This is a genomic window from Alteromonas sp. ABM1_013 (genome assembly GCF_056160505.1).
In genome coordinates this window covers 243,742-264,942 of record NZ_JBSWXH010000002.1, presented here as the reverse complement: position 1 = coordinate 264,942, position 21,201 = coordinate 243,742, and the positions used below count along the sequence as shown (strand labels likewise).

Below are 21,201 nucleotides of genomic sequence, written 5' to 3'. Positions count from 1 at the left end.
TATGACAGAGGTAATTAGCGACCCGCAATATCAGTCGCTATTAGTACTTTGGCTGGCTCTCGCCGTAGATGCCTTGTGGCGCTGGCCCCAAAGTACACATCCCCTAACACTTATGCGCTACCTCGTTCTGCAAATGGGGCGTAAGGTAGTGCCATCACGAGACTTCGGCCCGTCTCAGCACTACATTTCAGGTTCGTTAGCCGCTCTAGTTTTAATTGCGCCTTTAGTAGTTTGTATCGCCATCTTAGTGTACATGGCTCAGTACCCCGTTTTCTTTGAAGCAATCATTCTCGTCGCGCTGCTCGATTTTGGCTACCAGCGTCAGCAGTATAAAAAGGTGCTGGCAAGTGTTGGTAGAAATAAAAAGTCTCTTGCACGAGAAATGGTTCAGACCATTACCGCAAGACAGTGTAACTCTCTAACAGACATTGGTATTGCTAAAGCAGCGATTGAGTCGCTTTGGCTTAAATTTCTTTACCTGTATTGCGGCGTTATTTTTTACTTTGTGGTTGCAGGGCCAATAGGTGCACTGATCTATAGGTTACTTTTGCTCACGTCGTGGCAATGGCACTACCGCACGCCTGCAATGGCACTCTTTGCAAAACCCGTTCGCAAGCTGGTTTATTTACTTACCCTTCCACCCGCTGCTATTGGCGGCTTTATAACTCTTCTTATTAGCCATCCCGTAAAAGGCATTAGCGCTATAAAACGCTCACAAGTAAAAGATAAGACGTCACTACTTCTGGCGCTTATGGGTGGTGTACTAGATGTAAAACTGGGGGGCCCTGCAATTTATGCTAATAAGAAATTTCGATATGCCCGCGTAGGAGGCAAAAATGACGTTAAGTATTCTCACATGTTAAAAGCTAAAAACACGGTTACTTTGGCAATGATAGCAACGAGTGCATTTGCATCTTTAACCCTGTTTGCCATGGCCGTTGCGCTATGAAAATATTGCGCGCACTAAGCGCATTTTCTTTTTTTCTGCTGTGCTCAATGCCTATTTGCGCACATGCCAACAAAGCAACAGATCCTACCGTCGGGACAAGAAAAATTACCAACGAAGAGCAACTTCCTTCCGGCGGTTTAAATGAACAATTGGATGCGGAACCTTCCGACTTAAAAATAATTAGCCTTGCACCACACCTTACAGAATGGGCATTTAGTTTAGGTTTAGGGTCAAACCTTGTAGGTGTAAGTGACTACAGTGACTATCCAGAAGCTGCCAAGAGTATTCAACGAATAGCCGATTTTCAAGGTGCTGACATTGCGGCAATAGTGGCATTAGAACCAGATTTAATACTTGCTTGGGACGGAGGTAACAAACCTCAGGATATACATAGACTTTCTTCAATGGGGCTTAATGTATTTACCAGCAAGGTTGGAAATATCACAGATATTGCTAGTGAAATAAAAAGGCTTGGTGCACTTACTAACACGCAAAAAAAAGCCACCCAGCTCGCCAATGATTTTCTCAGCGAGTTAAAAAACCTAAGACAAAAATACGATAAGAAGCCACGTAAATCAGTGTTTTACTATTCATGGACGGCGCCACTTATGACTATTGGCCCCAATGCATGGGGAAATAAACTATTAAATGTTTGTGGGGCGCAAACGCTATTTCACGATAGCCCGATAGATTACCCTCAAGTAGCGGTTAAAGACGTGCTAGTTCGCCAACCCCATGCACTCATTGCCGCTTCCAAGAGTTCACACAAAGACCTAGAAGTATTTTGGCACGCTCATCGCGGGTTTCTTGATGCACCACTTATTGTGGTCGACCCGGATGTCACTAGCCGCTTTTCACTACGATTAATAAATGAACTAAAATCATTATGTGAAGGTATTAAATAAAGCGCATAAGCGTTATACTTAAGTCTAAAATATCAGTAAGAAGGTAAGAGCATCATTTCATGCGGATTGTTGTTGCGGGTTTTCTAGTTGTTATTAGTGTTGCATTATTTGTTTCGCTTCAGTGCACGGCGAAAGCGACGGCACAAGCTTCTGTTGCCGCTTCTCCTTATCTTATTGAACGGGTCGCTAGCAACGACTGGCTACTTATTGATGTTCGCTCACCTAAAGAGTTTGCCGATGGTCACATTCCTGGTGCCGTGAATATGCCCCACGAGAACATCAATGACTACCTCAGCGAATTAGAAGGCCACAAAAACAAACCTATCATCATTTACTGCCGTTCCGGTAGACGCGCTAAATTGGCGATGAAAGTGCTGGAAGAACTCGACTTCTCTGAAGTCATGCATTTAGAAGGCGACATGTTAGGTTGGAGCGCGGCAGGCATGACAGTTGACAGAATGTAGTCTAGTTGCTTTCCCCTGAAAACCACGCAATGCGCTAAAAACCAAGCGCTTAGCTGATAACTGTGTGTAACTCATCCCCTGTGATACACTCTTTTTATTCGATGATTGCATGAAACACCTATGAAAATAGATATTGCTACTCCGGCTATGTTATTTCCGGCAATTTCTTTATTGCTTCTGGCCTATACCAATCGCTTTTTAACCCTTGCGACTATCATCCGAAACTTTTCAAAAGAAGAGAAAGATGACAACACTCAAGCCCAAATAAAAAACCTTCGGTTGCGCATTCAACTGATTAAACGTATGCAAATAGCGGGGGTGGGCAGCTTTTTTCTTTGCGTGGTCTCAATGTTGGCCATTTATCTCACCTATCAACAAGTGGGAAACTGGGTATTCGCAGCAAGTTTAGTGTCACTACTCTATTCATTGTGGATGTCGGTAAGAGAAATTCTGATTTCTGTAGAAGCGTTAGATGTTCACCTTGATGGGATGAAAAACGCCCCTCATAAAGAAAAAACATGACGCCAACCAATCACATGAATCATTTAATTCAAAGCGATATAACTTACGAGCATTTAGCGCCTGAGTTTTTTCAAGGCGTGATTTCTCTTGGTAATTACGTACATGGTGACAACTACCTCACTAACGAGTTGCTCGCTGATTACTACACCAAAAGTTTTGTTGGCAATACTAATGCTAGCTGGGTAGCGCTATACAAAAATAAGGTAGTGGGTTTCAGACTGACCTTCGCACATACTCAATGGAAAATAGATGAATGGTGCTGCCCTTCCCTTTGGCCGGTAGATTCAAATACGGTGTGCTATTTCAAATGCAATACTGTAGACCCCGCTATGCAGGGCTGTGGAATTGGCAGTGTGCTATTAAGCAAGTCTATAGAATGTGCAAGAGCGCAAGGTGCTGAAGCGGGTTTAGCGCATATTTGGTTGGCAAGCCCAGGCAATAGTGCATTTAAGTACTTCACCAAAAATGGTGGCCAATTGATAAAAAAACACGCCAACAAATGGCGCTACGCATCTATTCACGAGGGCTATGATTGCCCCGTTTGTGAAGGCTATTGTGAATGTGAAGGTGCGGAAATGCTACTACAATTCTAATATCTCACATGACATAAACGCTCACAGCCATCTTATTTTATGACCTACGACCCTCTTATTTCCCGCTGCGTTTCATCAATGCTTCCCGTGCCCAAAAGCTACTGGCATGCTACGCATAAAGTGCCAACACTACCGCCTTTGAACAAAAAGGTTAATTCCGAATACCTCGTTATAGGTGGTGGCTATATCGGCCTATCCGCTGCAATCACGCTTGCTCAAGCTAAGCAGGATGTTACGCTACTTGATGCAAACTCACTTGGATTTGGCTGTGCAGGCCGCAATGGCGGTTTTATCCTCTCTGGAAGCGGTAGACTGTCATTAAGCGCTATAGAAGATAAATGGGGTCATACAGTTGCTACGGGCATGCAGGCCGAGTTTGACGGCGCCGTGGATTTGCTTAAAAAGCGTATTACAGCCTTTGATATGCAGGTCGATTTAGTAGAAGGGCCTTATTTAAAATTGGCCCATAATGTTAAGCAAGCCGAGCAACTGTACGCCAGTGCTAATCATCTAGCATCAAACTTCAATGTACCAAGCACTATCCTCACTTCAAAAGACCTTGCTGCCCGTTTTGGAATAAACGGGGCTTACGGTGGCGTTGAACTTGAAGGTGCATGCTTACACCCTTTAAAACTGGCGAGTGAATATGCAAGAGTCGCTAAAGAACTTGGTGCCACGCTTTTCTACGACTCACCAGCCATTCGCATTGAAAAGCAAAAAACAGGGTTCCTTGTCACCACGCCAAGCGGCTCGGTATCTGCTAAGCATTTACTCATTGCTACTAACGCCTATACCCCCAAACGCTTTCACGACAGCGTAGACAATAAGCAATTCCCCGTACAGTCGAGTATCTTTGTTACCGCCCCTTTAAATAAGGAGCAACGCGCTTCGACCGGGTTGACCACCCCCATGAGCTTTATGGATACGCGGATGATGAAATACTACTATCGAGTATTGCCAGATGGCAGATTATTATTCGGTGGTCGTGGTGCCGTAAAAGGCAAAAATGCAGATAACGCTTCAGAGAAGCAGCGCTTATACCGCGCTATGGTAAAAAGCTTCCCTTCACTTTGCGGAATCGCCATGGATTATTTTTGGAGTGGTTGGGTGAGCGTGTCGCTAGATAGCATGCCACGTATTTTCGTAGACAGTGAAGCCAGCAGTAATAACGCAAACCGTTCTGCTTATTCTATCGGTTATGCTATGGGGTATTGTGGTTCAGGGGTTTCCTTTGCCGCCTTTGCCGGGCAGCGGCTTGCTCAACGAATCATGGGCACAAGCGACCTCGACTTATCTCTTCCTATTTATCAATCGCCCCTTAAAAAATACCCATTTCCCAAGGCAAGAAGACTAGCGCTGCACGGTTTATATCAGTGGGCTAAAATTGCAGAGCGTTAGTCTTAGTAGATTTTTTACGAAAAGTCTGCCGTATTCACCATTGCGCACTGTTCGTTATTTAGGCTATGTTAGTAGTCTAATCACTGACGGAGACACCTCATGTCATACATCGATGCCTTTGCTGTAGCCGTTCCCACAGAAAACAAAGCGTTATACATTGAACACGCCAAACTCGCTGGCGATATTTTTAAAGAGTATGGTGCCACTAAAATTCTTGAAGCTTGGGGTGACGATGTACCCGACGGTGAGATAACGTCTTTTCCTTTAGCGGTAAAAGCCAAAGAAAATGAAACCGTAGTGTTTTCCATTGCATTTTGGCCATCAAAAGAAGTGCGTGATACCGCATGGCAAAAAGTAATGGAAGACCCCAGAATGCAGGAAAGCGAAAACCCCATGCCATTTGACGGTAAGCGCCTTATTTATGGGGGCTTCGTTCCTATGTTGGAATTGTAAGTAAAAAAGCCCGCTTAAATAAGCGGGCTTTCCAATACTAGCTTAGTGAGGCGTTAAGCTAACGTGATACGGGCAAACTTGCGCTTACCTACCTGATAAACGTTTTCACCTTTTTCAGTGAGTACTAAACGGGTGTCTTCTACTTTGTCGCCGTTTATTTTAACTGCGCCCTGTTTGATCATGCGCATGGCATCTGACGTTGAACCAACAAGTTTCGCTTCTTTTAATAAATTGCCGATAGCGATGCCTTCTTCACCTAGCGCTACTTCAAGCTCTGGCATGTCATCAGGAATAGCATTTTTCTGGAAGCGTTGAATAAAGTCTTGGTGCGCGCCTTCAGCGGCAGCATCGTCGTGGAAACGAGCGATAATTTCTTTTGCCAACATGATTTTGATATCACGCGGATTTTCACCGCCTTCAACGCGCGCTTTAAGCTCTGCTATCTCTTCTAACGGACGGAAGCTGATAAGGTCATAGTAACGCCACATCAAATCATCAGAAATAGACATCACTTTACCAAACATGTCGTTTGGCGCGTCCGTAATACCGATGTAGTTATTCAACGACTTCGACATCTTTTGAACACCGTCTAAGCCTTCAAGTAGCGGAACCATCACAATTGACTGCTGCTTTTGGCCTTGCTCTTTTTGAAGCTCACGGCCCATTAGCAAGTTGAAACGCTGGTCAGTACCGCCCATTTCAACGTCTGATTCAAGGGCTACCGAGTCCCAACCTTGCACCAGTGGATATAGGAATTCGTGGATAGCAATAGGCTGACCGTTGTTGTAGCGCTTCTTAAAATCATCACGCTCTAGCATACGCGCCACGGTTTGGCTTGCCGCAAGTTTGATCATACCCGCCGCACCAAGACCGTCCATCCACTCAGAGTTAAAACGAATTTCCGTTTTATCTTCATCAAGGATCTTGAACACTTGTTCTTGATACGTTTTAGCGTTTTCTAATACCTGTTCTTTACTTAAAGGCTTGCGTGTGACATTTTTACCTGTAGGATCGCCAATTAGGCCAGTAAAATCACCAATAAGAAAAACAACTTTGTGGCCTAGTTGCTGGAATGTACGCAACTTGTTGAGCAACACAGTATGACCTAGATGCAGATCAGGCGCAGTTGGATCAAAACCCGCTTTAATGGTTAGGGTTTTGCCGGATTTTAGTTTTTCAATTAAATCCTCTTCGGGGAGTATTTCATCAACGCCCCGTTTAATCTCAGCTATCGCTGTTTGCCAATCTTTCATTTGTTAATCACACTCTACATAACTGTACATTCAATATTGGCGGGCATTTTACGCTTACAACGGAACCATTAAAAGCTTTGCGCGTCAAAAAACGGGTTCCAAACAGTCATGTTGCGAAATCATACGGCATTTTGAATTGTTGATTCGTGAAACTTACTCTTTCTAACCTTGGTATGTATCGAGGTTAGCCGATTGGAAAGGAAAGGTTGGAGCAAACCCTCCACCGCAGGGATGCGGTGGCGGAGCCTCCATGGATGGATTTACGGCGTGTTTGCACAAACTTTTCCTTTTCCAATCTGGGCAGCTTGAAACTGCCTCGAACAATTTGCGCTAACAAAATAATGAGAAAAGTTGCATTTTTAAGCAACGTATGTGAAATAGTGTTGTGCACATAACATTTCTCAGGTGGGTTGTAGTATGAGAAAGAAATTAGACGCTTCAAAAGCGCTACATTTATATAAAAATTTACCTAAGCAACATAGAACCGGCATTGCGATCGCAAGCTTGTTTCTTGGTGGGCTTATCCTTTTGCCGTCGGAGCCTGTAGAGGCTAGCCGTCATCAAGAGGCACATATCTTAGACGCAGGTGTCCGCTACCCTGTAGATCTTAACATTACACCGTCAACCGACGTTTTTTCGAATGAAGAAGAGTCTACTTGGCAAACGTATAAAGTGCGAAGTGGCGATACCCTAGCAAAGCTTTTTAAGCGTGCAGGGTTCACATCGCGCGATGTTTACAATGTGACTCAGGCTGGTGAACTAACAAAAACGCTTGTTACTTTACTGCCTGGCGACGAATTATCGTTTAAAGCGAACAAAGATGGTAGCTTCGGCGAGTTAAAGTACAAGCTATCTTCAACGGAGACTCTTTTCGTTCGTCCGGATTCGACTGACGAAAACAGCAGTCTTGTCGCTGAATTAGAAAAACGCGATGTAGATATTCGCTACAACTTTGCCCAAGGTGAAATTCACTCAAGCTTTTGGAATGCCGCGAGAGATGCTGGGCTTACCAGCAACCAAATTATGAATTTGGCAGGTATTTTCGGCTGGGACATAGATTTCGCGATGGAAATACGCTCTGGTGATACGTTCAACGTTGTTTTTGAAGAGCAATACATTGATGGCGAATTCGTAGGATACGGCGATATCGTAGCGGCTGAATTTACCAACCAAGGCGAACAGTTCAGTGCAATCCTTCATGAAGACGGTACCTACTACACCCCGGAAGGTCGTAGTATGCGCAAGAGCTTCTTGCGTGCGCCAGTTAATTTCAGATACGTCAGCTCTAATTTCACGAAGGCACGTTTCCACCCAGTACAAAAACGCTGGAAAGCACACCGTGGTACCGACTACGTAGCAGCCGTTGGTACACCAATCATGGCCGCTGGCGATGGAAAAGTTATCAAAGCAGGCTATGATAAATATAACGGTCATCATGTATTTATTCAGCACGGCGAGAAATACACGACCAAGTATCTTCACTTTAAAAAGCGTGCGGTCAAAGTGGGCGACATCGTTAAACAGGGCCAAACGGTAGGTTACCTTGGAAGTTCTGGCATGGTGACAGGTGCACATCTTCACTATGAATTTTTGGTAGATGGCGTGCATAGAAATCCACGCACTGTAGAGCTGCCAAAAGCTTTACCCATAGCAAAGGAAGAGCGAGAAAGATTTATGGAAATTGCAAAACTTCGTCAGCAGCAACTCAACAACAACAAGCGTATTATGCTCGCGATGAAATAGTTGCGCTATGGCAAAATATATTGGCTTGATGTCAGGCACAAGCATGGACGGCGTTGACGCCGTTCTATGCGACATCTCTGCAACGACGTGCAAAACGCTTTCAGCACATACCATCCCCTACCCTAGCGAACTGCTTCACGCGCTTAATGATTTGTGTAATGAAGGCCCTGACGAGCTCAACACGCTTGGCATTGCAGATAGACTCGTTGCAGAAGCCTTTTCAGAAGTTACGTTAGCGTTACTTGATAAAAACAATCTTAAAGCGTCAGATATCACTGCCATTGGCTCTCATGGCCAAACAGTGCGGCACTACCCAAACTCTGATGTGATGTCTGCCCATTTTTCTAGCCCTTCTATCCGGGGCTTCACTTGTCAGATTGGCGACCCTAACACTATCGCTGCGCTCACCGGCATTGATGTTATCGCCGATTTTAGGCGCAAAGATATTGCGTTAGGCGGGCAAGGTGCGCCCCTGGTACCCGCTTTTCACAATGCGGTCTTCGCCAGTGAAAATAGATATCGAGCGCTGGTAAATATTGGCGGCATCGCAAACATTTCATTGCTTGCGCCAAAGCAAGATAACATACCACCTAGAGGGTTTGATACCGGGCCAGGTAATACCTTAATGGACCAATGGATTAGCCTGCATTTAAATGAAAGTTTCGATAAAGACGGTAAATGGGCCGCGTCAGGGCATTGCCATAACGGCTTACTAGGCAGGTTTTTATTAGATAATTACTTTTCTTTACCCGCGCCTAAGAGCACAGGTAGAGAACATTTCAATATTGATTGGTTAAGCAACGCCCTTGCCGATTACTTTCCCTCTAGTGCTGATTTACAAAGCGACGAAGAAAACAATAATTTAGCTCCAGAAGATGTTCAAGCCACTTTGCTTAGCCTTACTGGCAGCACTATCGCTCAAGAAATAATGAGACACCTACCTAGAGCGAGTGATGCGAACTTACAAAGTGAAGTGATTGTGTGCGGTGGCGGCGCGTTCAATAAAGCGTTAATGTCTTACTTAAACAACAACTTAAGCGACTATGCCGTAGCTGACAGTTATGCTCTGGGCATGCATCCACAGCAGGTAGAAGGCGCCGCGTTTGCGTGGTTTGCACATGCTTATTTGAATGATATTCCCGGTAATGTACCTACAGTGACTGGCGCTTCAAAAGCAGCGGTTTTAGGTGCGCTATTTAAAAAAGCATAAAAAAGAGCCACTGATGCAATCAGCGGCCCTTTGATACCATTCATTCAGAAGTACTATTTAGCGATTTCCATTTCCATATCTTTTAGTGTGCTAACATCACTATCAGACTGTGGTTTAGCAATGCTCTTTTTGGCTCGCATATCGAAATAGCCATAACCGCCCACAAGTAAAAAGCAGATGGCTGGTACGACATAAGATACAACCACACCAGCACTGTCAATAATGGCTGCTTGGAAGAGTGGCATGATAGCGCCGCCGAGAATCGCCATCACAAGGCCAGCTGCGCCTAATTTGGTATCTTCACCCAGCCCTTCAAGCGCAATGCCGTAAATCGTTGGAAACATTAGTGACAAACAGGCAGAGATAGATACCAATGCGATTACGCCTGCAATATTAGGAGACTGTGTCATGAAGATACATAGCGCCATGGCAACCAGTGACATGATCATTAGTAGTCTAGCTGGGTAGAGATATTGCATTACCCACGTCATCACAAAGCGAGAAATTAGAAATACAATCATGCTGTACTGTAAGATTTCGCCACCACTCACCTCATTGCCGCCAGTCGCTTTCATTGCATATTGAATAGTGAAGGTCCACACGCATGTTTGTGCGCCAACGTTGAAGAACTGAGCCAATACACCAAAACGGTAATGCTTGTTAGCAACTAAGCGCTTAAGCGATGCGCCCAACTTAACGTCTTCCACACTTGACTCAACCGATTCTTGAATTGGCGCTTTAATTAGGAAGATAGCAACCCAAACTAAAACAAGCACACATGCCATACCTACGTAAGGAAGCATTACTGCATCAAGCTCGCCCCCTATCACGTTTTTAAGCTCGCTTGCTGACATGGCGGCACGCTCTTGTGCAGATGCTTGATTCAAATTTGGCAATATAAGTGTTGCGGCCAAAAATACACCTAAATTGGTACCGACAGGGTTAAACGCTTGCGCTAAATTTAAACGACGTGTCGCACTTTTTTGATTTCCCATCGCCATAACGTAAGGGTTGGCAGAGGTTTCAAGAATAGATAAGCCACCAGCCAATACGAAAAGAGCGGCTAGAAAAAAACCATACGTCATAGTTTGGCTAGCAGGGTAGAAAAGAAATGCTCCCGCGGCCGCGCAGCCCAATCCTGTCAAAACGCCTGTTTTGTAAGAAAAGCGCTTGTTAATAAAAGCAGCAGGAATGGCTAAGCAAAAATATGCGCCATAGTAAGCAAATTGAACCAGTGCCGATTGCAGAGACGACATAGTAAATATCTTACTAAATACCTTTACCAAAGGGTCTGTCATGTTCGCAGCCACACCCCATGCAGCAAAGCAAATCGTTAACAATACAAAGGGAATCAGTGTGTCTTTGGAAACCAAAGGGGCGTTGTTTTTCATAAAAACGGCCTTTCGCTTGTAAAAAATTAGTTAAGCAATTTAAGCACCGACCATTTCCCCTGTCAATAAATCAATTTAATTTATTTATACTAAAATACGTTAAGAATTAGACTTTATATTTAGATGAGCATTAACAAAATAATCCCACCCACTTCTACTTATTGCACCTACAAACAAAATACCAGTTAATAATCAGCAAGATACATGAATAAAATAACTAACCGGAAAAATCTTACCGTGACGCTTTCTTTCCCAAGACATCATTTTTTTATTAACCAAAAATACACAAAATCAGAAAATAAAGTAAATAAACATGGTTGATTTAATGACAGAGGTTCGTTAAATTTCGTCAAAAGCATAGACATGTTAAAACGCTGTAACGAGAGCCCACTCTGATTTATCTAGCGTCAACAAAGAGTTAGCGAAGAATGTGTAGATGCCATCAGTCACACGCTCGTAACAAGCTACGGCTGATAAACATTTTTAATTGAGAGAATAACGATGAAAACAACTACAGCTACACGTCGCCTTTCTAAATATAAGAGAGGGTCATACACCACAATACTCGCTGGTACCGTTCTTATTGCTGCCACCGCGTCAGCATCACAAAGTAAGTTTCAAGAAGCGTTTGACTTTCAAGCAAGTTACACAGGCGAGTCAGCAACCAACATTGACGGTGGTGAGCGCAGAGGTAGTGCCTATGCTGGTCAGCTTTTTGTAGGTGGAGAACTCGACTTAAATACGTTAGCAGGTTGGGATGACACTAAAATTCATATTGCCATGACAAATCGACACGGTAAAAACTTAGCCGAGCACTACATCGGAAACAGCACATCTGTACAAGAGATCTTTGGCGGCCAAAATACCCGTCTTGCACGGTTTACGATTTCTTCCACATTTCTAGATGGCGATTTAGAACTAGAAGGTGGCCGTACTGTAGCGAATATCAGCTTTTTAGGCTCTGAACTTTGCCAGTACTTTCAAACCAATGCTGCCTGTGGGAACCCAACTTTTGTATTTAGAACCAGTAATTTTACTTGGTGGCCGGTTTCGAGTTGGGGTGGCCACGCTAAATACTGGCTTTCACCAAAAACATACTTTCATACCGGCGTGTACGAAGATAATACCAGTCATCAGGACTTAGGCGATCACGGCTTCGATTGGGCGACTAATGAAGCTACTGGCGTTGTTGTTCCGTTCACTCTAGGGTATCAAACTACTTGGGATAATGACGAACTACCAAGAAGATATGAAATTGGCGGTTGGTATGATGGCGCAGACTACACCGATCCTGTCTTTGATGATGAAGGCAACTATGCGGCGCAAACAGGTAATGATTACGCTGTTAGAAACGGTCGCTCGGGTATATTTGCTCGATTTGAACAAACTGTTACTCGCCCTAACCCACTCACGAAAGAAGGGTTAACGCTTTTCGGCGCCGTGCTAACCGGTACATCTGGCGAATTGATTGAAGACTATTATGTCAAAGCAGGCTTTGTACTAAGAGGTACCATGGCGTCACGTCCTGACGATACTCTGGGCTTCGTGTTTACCCGTCAGCAATACAGTGATGAAGCGCTAGAGGATCAGCGTATATTAAGAGCCATAAACGGCGGGGTTGGTACTCCAGCAAGTAGCCAAACCATGTTAGAACTGAGTTATGGCTATCAACTCAACGACCACGTAAGAATTCAGCCAAACGTTCACTACATCATCAATCCCGACCAATTCGCAGAGCGCGACAGAATAATGGCACTTGATGATGCTATTGTTCTAGGCCTAAGGTTCGACGTCAACCTAGCAGCTTTACTGTAAAGTTTTTTCTCCCTGCAATACACTCAATAGCGCCTTCGGGCGCTTTTTTATAAATCCAACTCCCCGCTATTCCTGTATTCAATACTTATCTTATGGCGTTTATAGCGCTAACAAGCGTAACGCTTCATCAACAAACTCTTCTTCGTTGAATAAGGAATACGAATGACAGACTCAGTACTTTTCAGCTCGTTCGATTGGGCAGGTAACACATTGCAAAACCGCATGGTATTGGCACCAATGACAAGAGGTAGAGCTGGCGCCGACCGCATACCCAATAAGATCATGGGCGATCACTATGTTCAGCGTGCAGATGCGGGGCTTATTATCACAGAAGCGACGACCATATCAGAGGAAGGCATTGGTTGGGTTGATACTCCTGGAATTTATACTGACGAGATGGTTGAAGGCTGGCGCTCAATCGTAGACCGCGTTCATGAAGCGGGTGGAAAAATCGTACTTCAACTCTGGCACACCGGGCGCGCATCTCACAGCGACTTTCACAACGGTAATTTACCTCTTTCAGCATCTGCTATCAAAATTGAAGGCGATGAGATTCACACGCCTAAGGGCAAAAAGCCCTACGAAGTGCCTAAAGCCATGACATTTGATGATATAAAGCGCACTGTAGGAGACTTCAAGAAAGCAGCTATTAACGCCAAGGCAGCAGGGTTTGATGGCGTGGAAGTGCATGCGGCAAATGGCTACCTTATAAACCAATTCTTAGATAACCGTAGCAACCAACGTAACGATAATTACGGTGGCAGTCTAGACAACCGATATCGATTCTTAAGCGAGGTGATGGACGCAGTATTGAGCGTATGGGAAAAAGAGCATGTCGGTGTAAGGTTGTCGCCAAATGGCGCATTTAACGACATGGGTGCTGACGACTTTCGAGAAACCTTTACTTATGTGGCGCAGCAGCTAAATAAGCTAGAGATAGGCTATTTACATGTAATGGACGGCCTAGCATTCGGGTTTCATGAGCGTGGTGAAGCCATGACGTTAGCAGAATTCAGGGCCCTTTTTAACGGTATGTTGATGGGAAATTGTGGCTATACAAAAGAAGAAGCGGAAAAGCGATTATCTGACGGTGATGGAGACATGATTGCGTTTGGAAGACCTTGGATCACAAACCCGGATCTACCTACTCGCTTTAAACACGACTACCCACTGGCATCATTTGATGATCCGTCGGCATGGTACGGAGGCGGTGAAGAAGGCTATAACGACTTTGACACGTACCGAGAAAAAAGCGGAAAAGATGCGATGACATCGCTGACCTAAACTGGTTCTGGGCAGAGCAAACCGCTCTGCCCTTGCCTTGCGCCCACTGAATTTTAATCAAACAGTGTGTATCAAACACTGTGCCCCATGTATACGCTTCGCTATTAATACTATACCTGATCTATACCTGATCTGTGCCTAAACTAGGCTTAAACTATGCCTAACTTGCAGAAAGCTGGTGACTGCAGAAAAATGGTTAATTAAACGATTTCGTCTTAGCTGCTAACACGGCAAGTTTTTCCAAGCACGACATCCACGCGAAGTTGTGCTGATCGCACTCTTGCTTATTTAAAAAGCCCTGTTGAACAAGAACTAGCCTTACGTTGTCTTCTTCGGTCTTTTCGAAGTGAATGTCCACCGATGTCATTACCGACTCTTCCATGTCATCTTCCCACGCCCAGGAAAAAGACAGCTGCTCATTCGCTAAAATGGTCACGTATTCGCCGGTCAATGACATTTCTATACCGCTGGGATCCATCATTTTTATCCGATAACGTCCTCCCTCTTTGAAGTCACTCATAATTTGTGTAACTGAACAATCGCCTGGTGCAAACCACTCTGAGAGATACTCAGGTTCGTGAAATGCTGTAAAGATAAAGGGCAATGATGCATCTAGCGTTACATCAATTTTAAACTCGTGCATAAAGCCGCCTTAGTTATTTTGTGAAGGTAAGGGTTTTAGTGTCTTTTTACTTTATAGCAAAGAGAATCGCTCATCATCACTAATAAGCTTTGCCAAAAATAAAAAATCCCGAGCCCGCGTAAGGAAAGGCCCGGGAGAAGGAGAACATCCTCAATATGTTTTATCGACAGTTCAAGACAATTTCTTAAACTAAAAGTGCACCTAAGCCCCTTTCATCAGTGAATCCATACTGGCCTTGCTGCCAAAATGCTGTGAGCTTACTCTCTCACTTACTGATAAATACAAGTTATCAATGTCGGCGTTTGCCATAAATTTCTCACAAAAACCAGGCGCATGAGGCTCTATAAAATGCTTGGCGGCCAGCATAAAGTGAGCAATAAGCTGCTTAACATTGTCTGTCCCCATTGCAATACGCATAGTCGTTAATTCTATTCCGGCTTTTTTCTGTTCGTCGCCACTGAGTTCTGAATGAGACGTCAACGCGGGGCACAAAACAATCGTATTGTTTTGACCTATGCTTACCTGGTGGCTAAAGGCCGGCTCTAGGGCATCGAAAAAGCGCACAAACACGTCGCGCGGTAAATTCGCGGGCGCCATGTCTACGGTGAATAAGGTACAAGGCCAGCCGTGCGTATGCTGTTTCTCGCGCAAACCTGCATTGCTGTGTTCAGGCAACGCATGACAGTTAACGCGAATTTGGTCGTGGGCATTTAGGAATGAGGTAAAGACTTGAGTATTGATAACCTTAGTCATCATGCGCTGTTCCAAGGTCTTCATACCGTTTAATACATCAAACGCCTTTTCAGAATCTAGGAATGCACCTTTGATGTAGTACACATCCCAGAACATGGTTTCTGACCAGTCTACCCCGTTTGCTGAGCTGCCTTTTGGCTGGAACATGCGATGTCCCTCGCCTATTACAACGCCCGCTGTGGTTGCGCCACTACCACACAAATCTTTGGTGTAGCTGTGGATGACATAATCGGGACGTGAGGCTTTGTTTTTATGCTGTAGCGGTTGGTGCAACACAGGCGTAGCAAGCGTAGAGTCCAACATAACTAACGCATTTTGTGCGTGTGCTAACTCACATATTCCGGGTACGTCCAGTACGTAACCATGTGGGTTGCATGGCGACTCTAGATACACATGCATTTTTGCACCATTGTCTAAACGTGAGGCATGCTCGGCCTTTGTTTGCTGCATAAATGACGCAAAGCTTTGTGCGTCATAGCCATCAAACCATGCAATTTGAATATCCATACGGTTGCTGCGAGCGAAGTAATCATGAAGCAGCTGATACACCCCACCATATACATTCCTAGAAACAATGAGCACATCGCCATGACTCAGCACGTTCGATAAACAAGCGTCAATTGCCGCCATGCCCGAATTGAAATTCCACGCCAAGTATTCCGCGGCGTAAGGGCCCGCTTCCATATCTACAATTGCGTTAGCAAGGGAGATGTTGGTAGGGTTTAATAATCGCGAATAAATTTGATGGGTAAACTCTTTTCCTTGAAAAGCATCGTCTACCCATTCAGTACAGGCATATACATAGGTTGCAGTTCTTACGACCACGGGCGTTGCTGAAAAAAGTGCAGTGACATTGTCGAATAGTGGATAGTGCCCTTGTGAGCCGTTGCCGCTCGACAAGCTTTGGTATGTGGCTCTAAACGGGTTTTGCAGCGTATCTAATATTTTCGCAATTTGAAAAGACAAAAACTTTTTAGCATTGAAATAGGCAAGCCTGTCTTCTTTATCAAGTTCTTGCAACGTATTACTAGTAATATCCCAAAGCTGCATAACGCTGGCCTGAGCACCGTACAAGTGATGAGCCGTATTGGCGAGTGCCTTGCCATAGTCGCTTTGTGCACTTATGCCGAAATGTGAAAGTTGTTCCTCAACTAACGCCTGCGACGTTTCGGCTTGGGTCGTGTTACGCTTAGGTGATAGTACTTTTGCGTGCGTTACATCAACATCTATTGAATTTTGGAATTTGTTTTCTGACTGCATAGCGATTCCGTTGCAATTTAACTTCAGGTGCAAATACATAACACCGACACTGTTTACAAAAATGTAAAACTTAAATCACATTTTTAGAACAACCAGGTTAACGATAATGCATTCAGGCAGAGGAAAGAAAAGTTTACTTTAGGAGTGTTAGACCAATGACAGCGAGGAGTTCGAAGGTGATTGAACTTACTATTTTAAGTAATGAAGCTAACGATATTGCAGATGCACTTCGAGAAAAAATAGCAGATAACGATAGCTTCATCGGGGCAGATGGCTGCCCACTTATAACGCTTAAACAAATAACTACGCGTTCAGAAGATGTAGATACCAAAGACGTCAGCGTGATGCTCGCAGACCCTGATCTCGCTTCTAATATCATCCACAGCTGTGCAGCGATTACTTGGTGTCAATCAACGTGGGCGGGCAATGCCCCACTGTTAAACGCAAATAAATCAGACTACACGCTTACTGGGCTAAAAGGAATTTTCGGTAAGTTAATGCGGGAATACGTTTTTGCCTATTTACTGGAGCATGCTAGAAATACAAAAGCGTTTGAACAAAATCAGCGCGCCGCCCAGCCGAAGTGGGAGGCATCAAAACGGGTACCGTTAAATGGTCAAACGCTGGGTATAGTCGGACTTGGCAGTATAGGGCAAGCACTAATTCCGGTTGCTCACGCCTTCGGTATGCAGGTTGTAGGTCTAACGAGAAGCGGGAAAGAAGTGGAAGGCGCTAATGCTGTTTACACTCCTGACGACATCGACGGGTTTGCCAGTGCATGTGATCACGTCGTGAATTTAATGCCAGATACTCCCACAACGCAAAACTTGCTATCTCACGGCTTTTTTAATGCACTTAAACCTCATAGTGTCTTCATTAACGCGGGTAGAGGCAGTGCAGTTGACGACGATGCGCTTTTGCAAGCTTTAGACAAAGGCGCTTTGGCGCATGCAGTATTGGACGTATTTCGCAGCGAGCCCCTCGACCCCGTTCACCCGTTTTGGCAGCACCCTAATATTTCAGTGACTGCTCACACGGCCGCAGAATCTCAACCTAGCGATGTGGCAGATGTGTTTTTAGACAATGCGCTGCGCTATATCAAAGGCGAACCGCTTAAATACCAGTTTGATTTTGATAAGGGCTATTAATTGTTTAGTAGCCCTTATTTTAGCACCCCTTTCTATAGCACATTCAAAAACTTGGTTGAGCGTAACTATAGAGTGGTGATTGTAAGTTAGGACAGCATTACCTATTTATACCTAATTTGCCTACATTTACCTGGCCATGATATCTGACTAAATCTAACTACGCGGGTCAGTTGCGGTTACTTCAATTCTGTTATGGTGCTTTTCATGGAACGCTAACAATTGTGGGTAGTCTTTCATGCTGTGTAATTCGCGGAAAAGCACCCAGTCGATCATGCTATACAAACAGATTTCCGGGTAAGTCCATCCACTAAAGCCACCCGCATCTAGTTGTTCTGACAACGCATCCAATACTGCTTCAATCCGCTCATTTTGAAGTCGGTAATACATTTTATCTTCGCTAATATCAAAATCTGAACGCTTTAGAAGCATAAGCTGAACAAATGAATCGTTAGCGGCGTCAATTAATGTTAGCTGATTCTCTTCTTCCCAACTTAACCCATCATGATCAAGCTTATCGGCAAGATAACTATAGATAATGCGAGAATCGAAAATCATTTGCCCATCGTCTTCAAGGCAAGGTACTTTTAAGGTTGGGTTGCGCGAAGCAAGCAGTTCGCGATCTTCACCTGAAAAGATTTGAAGATTTAAAAATTCGTGTTCTGTAGACGCTAATACAATGCGAATGCGGCGTACATAGGGAGAAGTAGTAGAGCCATATAATTTCATAAACGCTGTCCTAAACTATGGTCGTTTGTTGAAATCAGTGTAGCCAGAATTTGAAATTAAAAGGAAGTATTGTAAGTAGAACAACCGACAGGCATACAAAATGATGCGATGTATGCCTATCGCTTTAACTGCAAATGGTTATAAATGCAGACTTTCGTGTTTTAAGCGCTCAGCGTTTAGCTCGCTTTTAAACGAACTTACTTAAACGCTAAAGCTTGCGCCACAGCCGCAGGTAGTCGTGGCATTAGGGTTTTGAACTAAAAAGCGTGACCCTTCAAGGCCATCCACGTAATCAACTATTCCACCTACTAGATATTGTAGGCTCATTGGGTCGACAACCATAGTTACTGTGTCTTTCTCAATAGTCATATCGCCTTCGTTCACCTTCTCATCGAATGTGAAGCCATATTGAAAGCCCGAACAACCACCACCTGTTACGTATACACGTAATTTCAAATCAGGATTTTCTTCTTCTGAAACAAGGGCTTTCACTTTCGCTGCTGCAGCGTCTGAAAACTCAATTGGCAACGCCGTTTCTACAGACATACCCACCTCTACAATAATCTCGTGCTAACGCACTTTCTGCTTGCCCGCAATTATCTAATACTTGCGGATAGTTAGCAATTATTGGGGCAAAACTTAACGAATCAACCTCAGCCATGAGTTAACAATCAAACCATGAAATAACAAGCAAACCATGAGATAAAAATTAAGCCATGTAATAGCACTTGAACCAACTAGTAGCACCTGAATTAACTCTAGTAGCTCTCGAACTATCCAAACAACGACTGTGGCTAACCTGCATTAAAGCGTAAATTTACTGATAGTGTTATCCAACGCTTTCGCCTCTTCATCAAGCTCATTGACCAAGCTATAGCTTCTTTCCATACTGCGAGATGTTTCCTCTGCCGTTTGCGAAATGACAGAAATATTTTCGCTGATCTCACCGGTAGCTGCAGATTGCTCTCGGGTTGCTGAAGCCACATGGGTATTGGCTTCGGTTAACTTGCTTACCTCAGCCGATATGTTTGAGAGAGCCTGCACACAGGTTGATAAGAACTCAGACGTGGCTTGTGTACTTTCGTTACCTCGCAAGATATCCGCTACAGTGTCCGACGTGCGCTTGTTTAGTTCATCCATAAGCTGGCTAATTTCTGTCGTAGACTCGTTTGTTCTTTTCGCAAGGTTTCTAACCTCGTCTGCCACCACTGCGAAACCTCTGCCCTGTTCCCCAGCTCTAGCCGCTTCAATAGCTGCATTTAACGCAAGTAGATTAGTCTGCTCAGAAATGCCTCTGATCTCATCCAAAATAGAAGAAATAGAATTAATACTGCTAGAGAGCTCGTTAACTGAGTTGACCGACTTTGTCATGACACCGCTAAGCTCACTCATGTTTTGCATAGCCTTGTCTATTGTATTGGCACTAGCGCTGACGTTTTCTTCGGTAGTATTAGCGACTTCAGATGCGCCCTGAGCACTGTTTGATATTTCACGTACAGTCAAGTCCATTTCTTCAATTGCTGCAGCTACCGAGTTGGTGCTGTCGGTTTGTCTTGAAGAGTAGCTTTGGGAAAGCTCTATTTGTTCGTAAACTTGGGCAGCTATGCCCTTTACGTGCTGCGCACTTTCTGAAACCTGGAGGAACATGGCATGGAGCTTTTCCAAAAATAAATCTATTTGAGCAGATAAAGCGCCAACCTCGTTATCTTCACTGATATTCAAGCGAGCAGTAAGGTCGCCATCCCGTTCGTTTAACGAAGTAACAGCGGCGGTAATAGTATCAATAGGTGCAAAAATCTTGTTCGACAAGAATCTCATTCCCACCAAACCTAGCGCTATGATAATAAGCGCAATGAGTATGTTAGTTAAAACAGCCGTGTTAATGGCTCCGTAAAGCTCATCGGTTGGAACTTCTGTAACTAAATACCAATCCAAGGAATTCAGTTTTACTGCAAGACGTGTTACATCATTGCCAGACACTTCTAGTTCACTGGGATTGTTCACAAATGCACTTGCATTCAACTTTTCGCCACGCTTTGACATGTTTGGGTGCAAAGCAATACTACCGGCGTCGTCAACTAGATAAACAATGCCACTCTCAGCAACTTTATAAGAAGCTATCAGCTTAGACATAGCATCTAACGATAAACCGACTCCAGCAAGCGCTACGCGCTCTCCTTCAACTTTTATCGCATAATTAATGAACGCTGAAGCAACGCCGTTCGATTTGTTGATATCAATAGCAATTTCAAAAGGCTGACTGCTATTAATAAAGGTTTGAAACCAAGCGTCGCCTTGAGGTGTGATCTGGCGATCTATACCATCATGGGTATAGTAATTATTAGAGTTTCCCGACACAACATAAGCACTAATGGCATTACTTTCTCGCTTTATTTCCGCAAGGTGGCTGGTAAGTACGTCAACGCCTTCTGAAGGCTCACCATTTTGCATCCAACGTTTTATGTACATATTGTTAGCCAATGAACGGCTTGGGAGTATTGTACTCTGCAAATCTAATTCAACAGCATTCTTGACCTCTTCAAGAGCGGTAGGTAGGTCTGATGTCTCTACCTTATTAGTAAGAAAAGTTAAAATAGACGTTGCAAATACGGCCGTGGTAATCACCACAGGTACAATAAGCGCGGAAATTAACGCAATGAAAAGCAAACGCTTTAATTGCATATTGATTTA

19 protein-coding genes are annotated in these 21,201 nt (G+C 44.2%); 12 read left to right on the top strand and 7 right to left on the bottom strand.

Translation table 11 applies throughout. The annotated features are described in order from the left end of the window. Position 1 precedes the first annotated feature (1 nt). The 7 genes from ACXAGK_RS05835 to ACXAGK_RS05805 all read left to right on the top strand — a co-directional run bounded on the left by ACXAGK_RS05835 (position 2) and on the right by ACXAGK_RS05805 (position 5,284). A complete protein-coding gene (locus tag ACXAGK_RS05835) occupies positions 2 to 949 on the top strand; it encodes a cobalamin biosynthesis protein CobD/CbiB (RefSeq protein ID WP_474854813.1) in 948 nt (315 codons plus the stop codon). Further along, complete coding sequence (locus ACXAGK_RS05830) at positions 946 to 1,854, top strand: cobalamin-binding protein (protein ID WP_474854812.1); 909 nt, start codon at positions 946 to 948, stop codon at positions 1,852 to 1,854. Before ACXAGK_RS05835 ends, ACXAGK_RS05830 begins: the two co-directional genes overlap by 4 nt. 59 nt (positions 1,855 to 1,913) lie before the next feature. Beyond that, positions 1,914 to 2,318 (top strand): rhodanese-like domain-containing protein, encoded by a 405-nt coding sequence (locus ACXAGK_RS05825; protein ID WP_474854810.1) that lies wholly within the window; start codon positions 1,914 to 1,916, stop codon positions 2,316 to 2,318. A 120-nt stretch (positions 2,319 to 2,438) separates the two neighbouring features. Next, positions 2,439 to 2,840: a DUF2721 domain-containing protein gene (locus ACXAGK_RS05820; RefSeq protein ID WP_071952535.1), complete on the top strand. Its 402-nt coding sequence runs from the start codon at positions 2,439 to 2,441 to the stop codon at positions 2,838 to 2,840. Beyond that, entirely contained in the window at positions 2,837 to 3,433 is a 597-nt protein-coding gene (locus ACXAGK_RS05815) for a GNAT family N-acetyltransferase (RefSeq protein WP_474854808.1), read from the top strand. Before ACXAGK_RS05820 ends, ACXAGK_RS05815 begins: the two co-directional genes overlap by 4 nt. A gap of 39 nt (positions 3,434 to 3,472) precedes the next feature. Then, a complete protein-coding gene (locus ACXAGK_RS05810) occupies positions 3,473 to 4,831 on the top strand; it encodes an NAD(P)/FAD-dependent oxidoreductase (RefSeq protein WP_474854806.1) in 1,359 nt (452 codons plus the stop codon). Between the two features lie 99 nt (positions 4,832 to 4,930). After that, positions 4,931 to 5,284 (top strand): DUF1428 domain-containing protein, encoded by a 354-nt coding sequence (locus ACXAGK_RS05805; RefSeq protein ID WP_071969533.1) that lies wholly within the window; start codon positions 4,931 to 4,933, stop codon positions 5,282 to 5,284. A gap of 53 nt (positions 5,285 to 5,337) precedes the next feature. On the opposite strand, the gene tyrS is transcribed toward ACXAGK_RS05805, so the two are convergent. Beyond that, a complete protein-coding gene (gene tyrS, locus ACXAGK_RS05800) occupies positions 5,338 to 6,537 on the bottom strand; it encodes a tyrosine--tRNA ligase (protein WP_474805235.1) in 1,200 nt (399 codons plus the stop codon). Positions 6,538 to 6,954: 417 nt separating this feature from the next. On the opposite strand from tyrS, the gene ACXAGK_RS05795 reads away from it, so the two are divergent. Together ACXAGK_RS05795 and ACXAGK_RS05790 are read left to right on the top strand one after the other, a co-directional pair. After that, positions 6,955 to 8,280: an OapA family protein gene (locus ACXAGK_RS05795; protein WP_474854804.1), complete on the top strand. Its 1,326-nt coding sequence runs from the start codon at positions 6,955 to 6,957 to the stop codon at positions 8,278 to 8,280. A 7-nt stretch (positions 8,281 to 8,287) separates the two neighbouring features. Next, positions 8,288 to 9,490 (top strand): anhydro-N-acetylmuramic acid kinase, encoded by a 1,203-nt coding sequence (locus ACXAGK_RS05790; RefSeq protein WP_474854802.1) that lies wholly within the window; start codon positions 8,288 to 8,290, stop codon positions 9,488 to 9,490. Positions 9,491 to 9,543: 53 nt separating this feature from the next. On the opposite strand, the gene fucP is transcribed toward ACXAGK_RS05790, so the two are convergent. After that, positions 9,544 to 10,881 (bottom strand): L-fucose:H+ symporter permease, encoded by a 1,338-nt coding sequence (gene fucP, locus ACXAGK_RS05785; protein ID WP_474854800.1) that lies wholly within the window; start codon positions 10,879 to 10,881, stop codon positions 9,544 to 9,546. A 501-nt stretch (positions 10,882 to 11,382) separates the two neighbouring features. Here fucP and ACXAGK_RS05780 point away from each other — a divergent pair. Together ACXAGK_RS05780 and ACXAGK_RS05775 are read left to right on the top strand one after the other, a co-directional pair. Continuing rightward, positions 11,383 to 12,696, top strand: coding sequence for a carbohydrate porin (locus tag ACXAGK_RS05780; RefSeq protein ID WP_474854798.1), 1,314 nt, complete (start codon positions 11,383 to 11,385; stop codon positions 12,694 to 12,696). Positions 12,697 to 12,858: 162 nt separating this feature from the next. Beyond that, the gene (locus ACXAGK_RS05775) at positions 12,859 to 13,980 is read left to right on the top strand and encodes an alkene reductase (RefSeq protein ID WP_474854796.1); all 1,122 of its coding nucleotides are present in this window, start codon (positions 12,859 to 12,861) and stop codon (positions 13,978 to 13,980) included. Positions 13,981 to 14,176: 196 nt separating this feature from the next. On the opposite strand, the gene ACXAGK_RS05770 is transcribed toward ACXAGK_RS05775, so the two are convergent. Both ACXAGK_RS05770 and ACXAGK_RS05765 read right to left on the bottom strand, forming a co-directional pair. After that, the gene (locus ACXAGK_RS05770; protein WP_474854794.1) at positions 14,177 to 14,623 is read right to left on the bottom strand and encodes an SRPBCC family protein; all 447 of its coding nucleotides are present in this window, start codon (positions 14,621 to 14,623) and stop codon (positions 14,177 to 14,179) included. A 201-nt stretch (positions 14,624 to 14,824) separates the two neighbouring features. Then, entirely contained in the window at positions 14,825 to 16,636 is a 1,812-nt protein-coding gene (locus ACXAGK_RS05765) for a trans-sulfuration enzyme family protein (protein ID WP_474854792.1), read from the bottom strand. 176 nt (positions 16,637 to 16,812) lie between these two features. On the opposite strand from ACXAGK_RS05765, the gene ACXAGK_RS05760 reads away from it, so the two are divergent. After that, a complete protein-coding gene (locus ACXAGK_RS05760; RefSeq protein ID WP_474854790.1) occupies positions 16,813 to 17,784 on the top strand; it encodes a D-2-hydroxyacid dehydrogenase in 972 nt (323 codons plus the stop codon). 153 nt (positions 17,785 to 17,937) lie between these two features. Here the strand turns inward: ACXAGK_RS05760 and ACXAGK_RS05755 are convergent, their stop codons facing one another. The 3 genes from ACXAGK_RS05755 to ACXAGK_RS05745 form a co-directional block, all read right to left on the bottom strand. Then, on the bottom strand, positions 17,938 to 18,510 hold the full coding sequence (locus ACXAGK_RS05755; protein WP_474854788.1) for a glutathione S-transferase family protein: 573 nt from the start codon (positions 18,508 to 18,510) through the stop codon (positions 17,938 to 17,940). Positions 18,511 to 18,711: 201 nt separating this feature from the next. Further along, complete coding sequence (gene erpA / locus ACXAGK_RS05750) at positions 18,712 to 19,056, bottom strand: iron-sulfur cluster insertion protein ErpA (protein WP_025256292.1); 345 nt, start codon at positions 19,054 to 19,056, stop codon at positions 18,712 to 18,714. Between the two features lie 258 nt (positions 19,057 to 19,314). Further along, complete coding sequence (locus tag ACXAGK_RS05745; protein ID WP_474854786.1) at positions 19,315 to 21,192, bottom strand: methyl-accepting chemotaxis protein; 1,878 nt, start codon at positions 21,190 to 21,192, stop codon at positions 19,315 to 19,317. Positions 21,193 to 21,201 lie beyond the last annotated feature (9 nt).

Bases quoted from the DNA above. Each gene is read 5' to 3' on its own strand.
- ACXAGK_RS05755 (WP_474854788.1), bottom strand. From the start codon at position 18,510: ATGAAATTATATGGCTCTACTACTTCTCCCTATGTACGCCGCATTCGC.
- ACXAGK_RS05745 (WP_474854786.1), bottom strand. From the start codon at position 21,192: ATGCAATTAAAGCGTTTGCTTTTCATTGCGTTAATTTCCGCGCTTATT.
- ACXAGK_RS05790 (WP_474854802.1), top strand. From the start codon at position 8,288: ATGGCAAAATATATTGGCTTGATGTCAGGCACAAGCATGGACGGCGTT.
- ACXAGK_RS05775 (WP_474854796.1), top strand. From the start codon at position 12,859: ATGACAGACTCAGTACTTTTCAGCTCGTTCGATTGGGCAGGTAACACA.
- ACXAGK_RS05825 (WP_474854810.1), top strand. From the start codon at position 1,914: ATGCGGATTGTTGTTGCGGGTTTTCTAGTTGTTATTAGTGTTGCATTA.
- tyrS (WP_474805235.1), bottom strand. From the start codon at position 6,537: ATGAAAGATTGGCAAACAGCGATAGCTGAGATTAAACGGGGCGTTGAT.
- ACXAGK_RS05770 (WP_474854794.1), bottom strand. From the start codon at position 14,623: ATGCACGAGTTTAAAATTGATGTAACGCTAGATGCATCATTGCCCTTT.
- ACXAGK_RS05765 (WP_474854792.1), bottom strand. From the start codon at position 16,636: ATGCAGTCAGAAAACAAATTCCAAAATTCAATAGATGTTGATGTAACG.
- ACXAGK_RS05780 (WP_474854798.1), top strand. From the start codon at position 11,383: ATGAAAACAACTACAGCTACACGTCGCCTTTCTAAATATAAGAGAGGG.
- ACXAGK_RS05795 (WP_474854804.1), top strand. From the start codon at position 6,955: ATGAGAAAGAAATTAGACGCTTCAAAAGCGCTACATTTATATAAAAAT.
- ACXAGK_RS05835 (WP_474854813.1), top strand. From the start codon at position 2: ATGACAGAGGTAATTAGCGACCCGCAATATCAGTCGCTATTAGTACTT.
- ACXAGK_RS05820 (WP_071952535.1), top strand. From the start codon at position 2,439: ATGAAAATAGATATTGCTACTCCGGCTATGTTATTTCCGGCAATTTCT.
- fucP (WP_474854800.1), bottom strand. From the start codon at position 10,881: ATGAAAAACAACGCCCCTTTGGTTTCCAAAGACACACTGATTCCCTTT.
- ACXAGK_RS05805 (WP_071969533.1), top strand. From the start codon at position 4,931: ATGTCATACATCGATGCCTTTGCTGTAGCCGTTCCCACAGAAAACAAA.
- ACXAGK_RS05815 (WP_474854808.1), top strand. From the start codon at position 2,837: ATGACGCCAACCAATCACATGAATCATTTAATTCAAAGCGATATAACT.
- erpA (WP_025256292.1), bottom strand. From the start codon at position 19,056: ATGTCTGTAGAAACGGCGTTGCCAATTGAGTTTTCAGACGCTGCAGCA.
- ACXAGK_RS05830 (WP_474854812.1), top strand. From the start codon at position 946: ATGAAAATATTGCGCGCACTAAGCGCATTTTCTTTTTTTCTGCTGTGC.
- ACXAGK_RS05810 (WP_474854806.1), top strand. From the start codon at position 3,473: ATGACCTACGACCCTCTTATTTCCCGCTGCGTTTCATCAATGCTTCCC.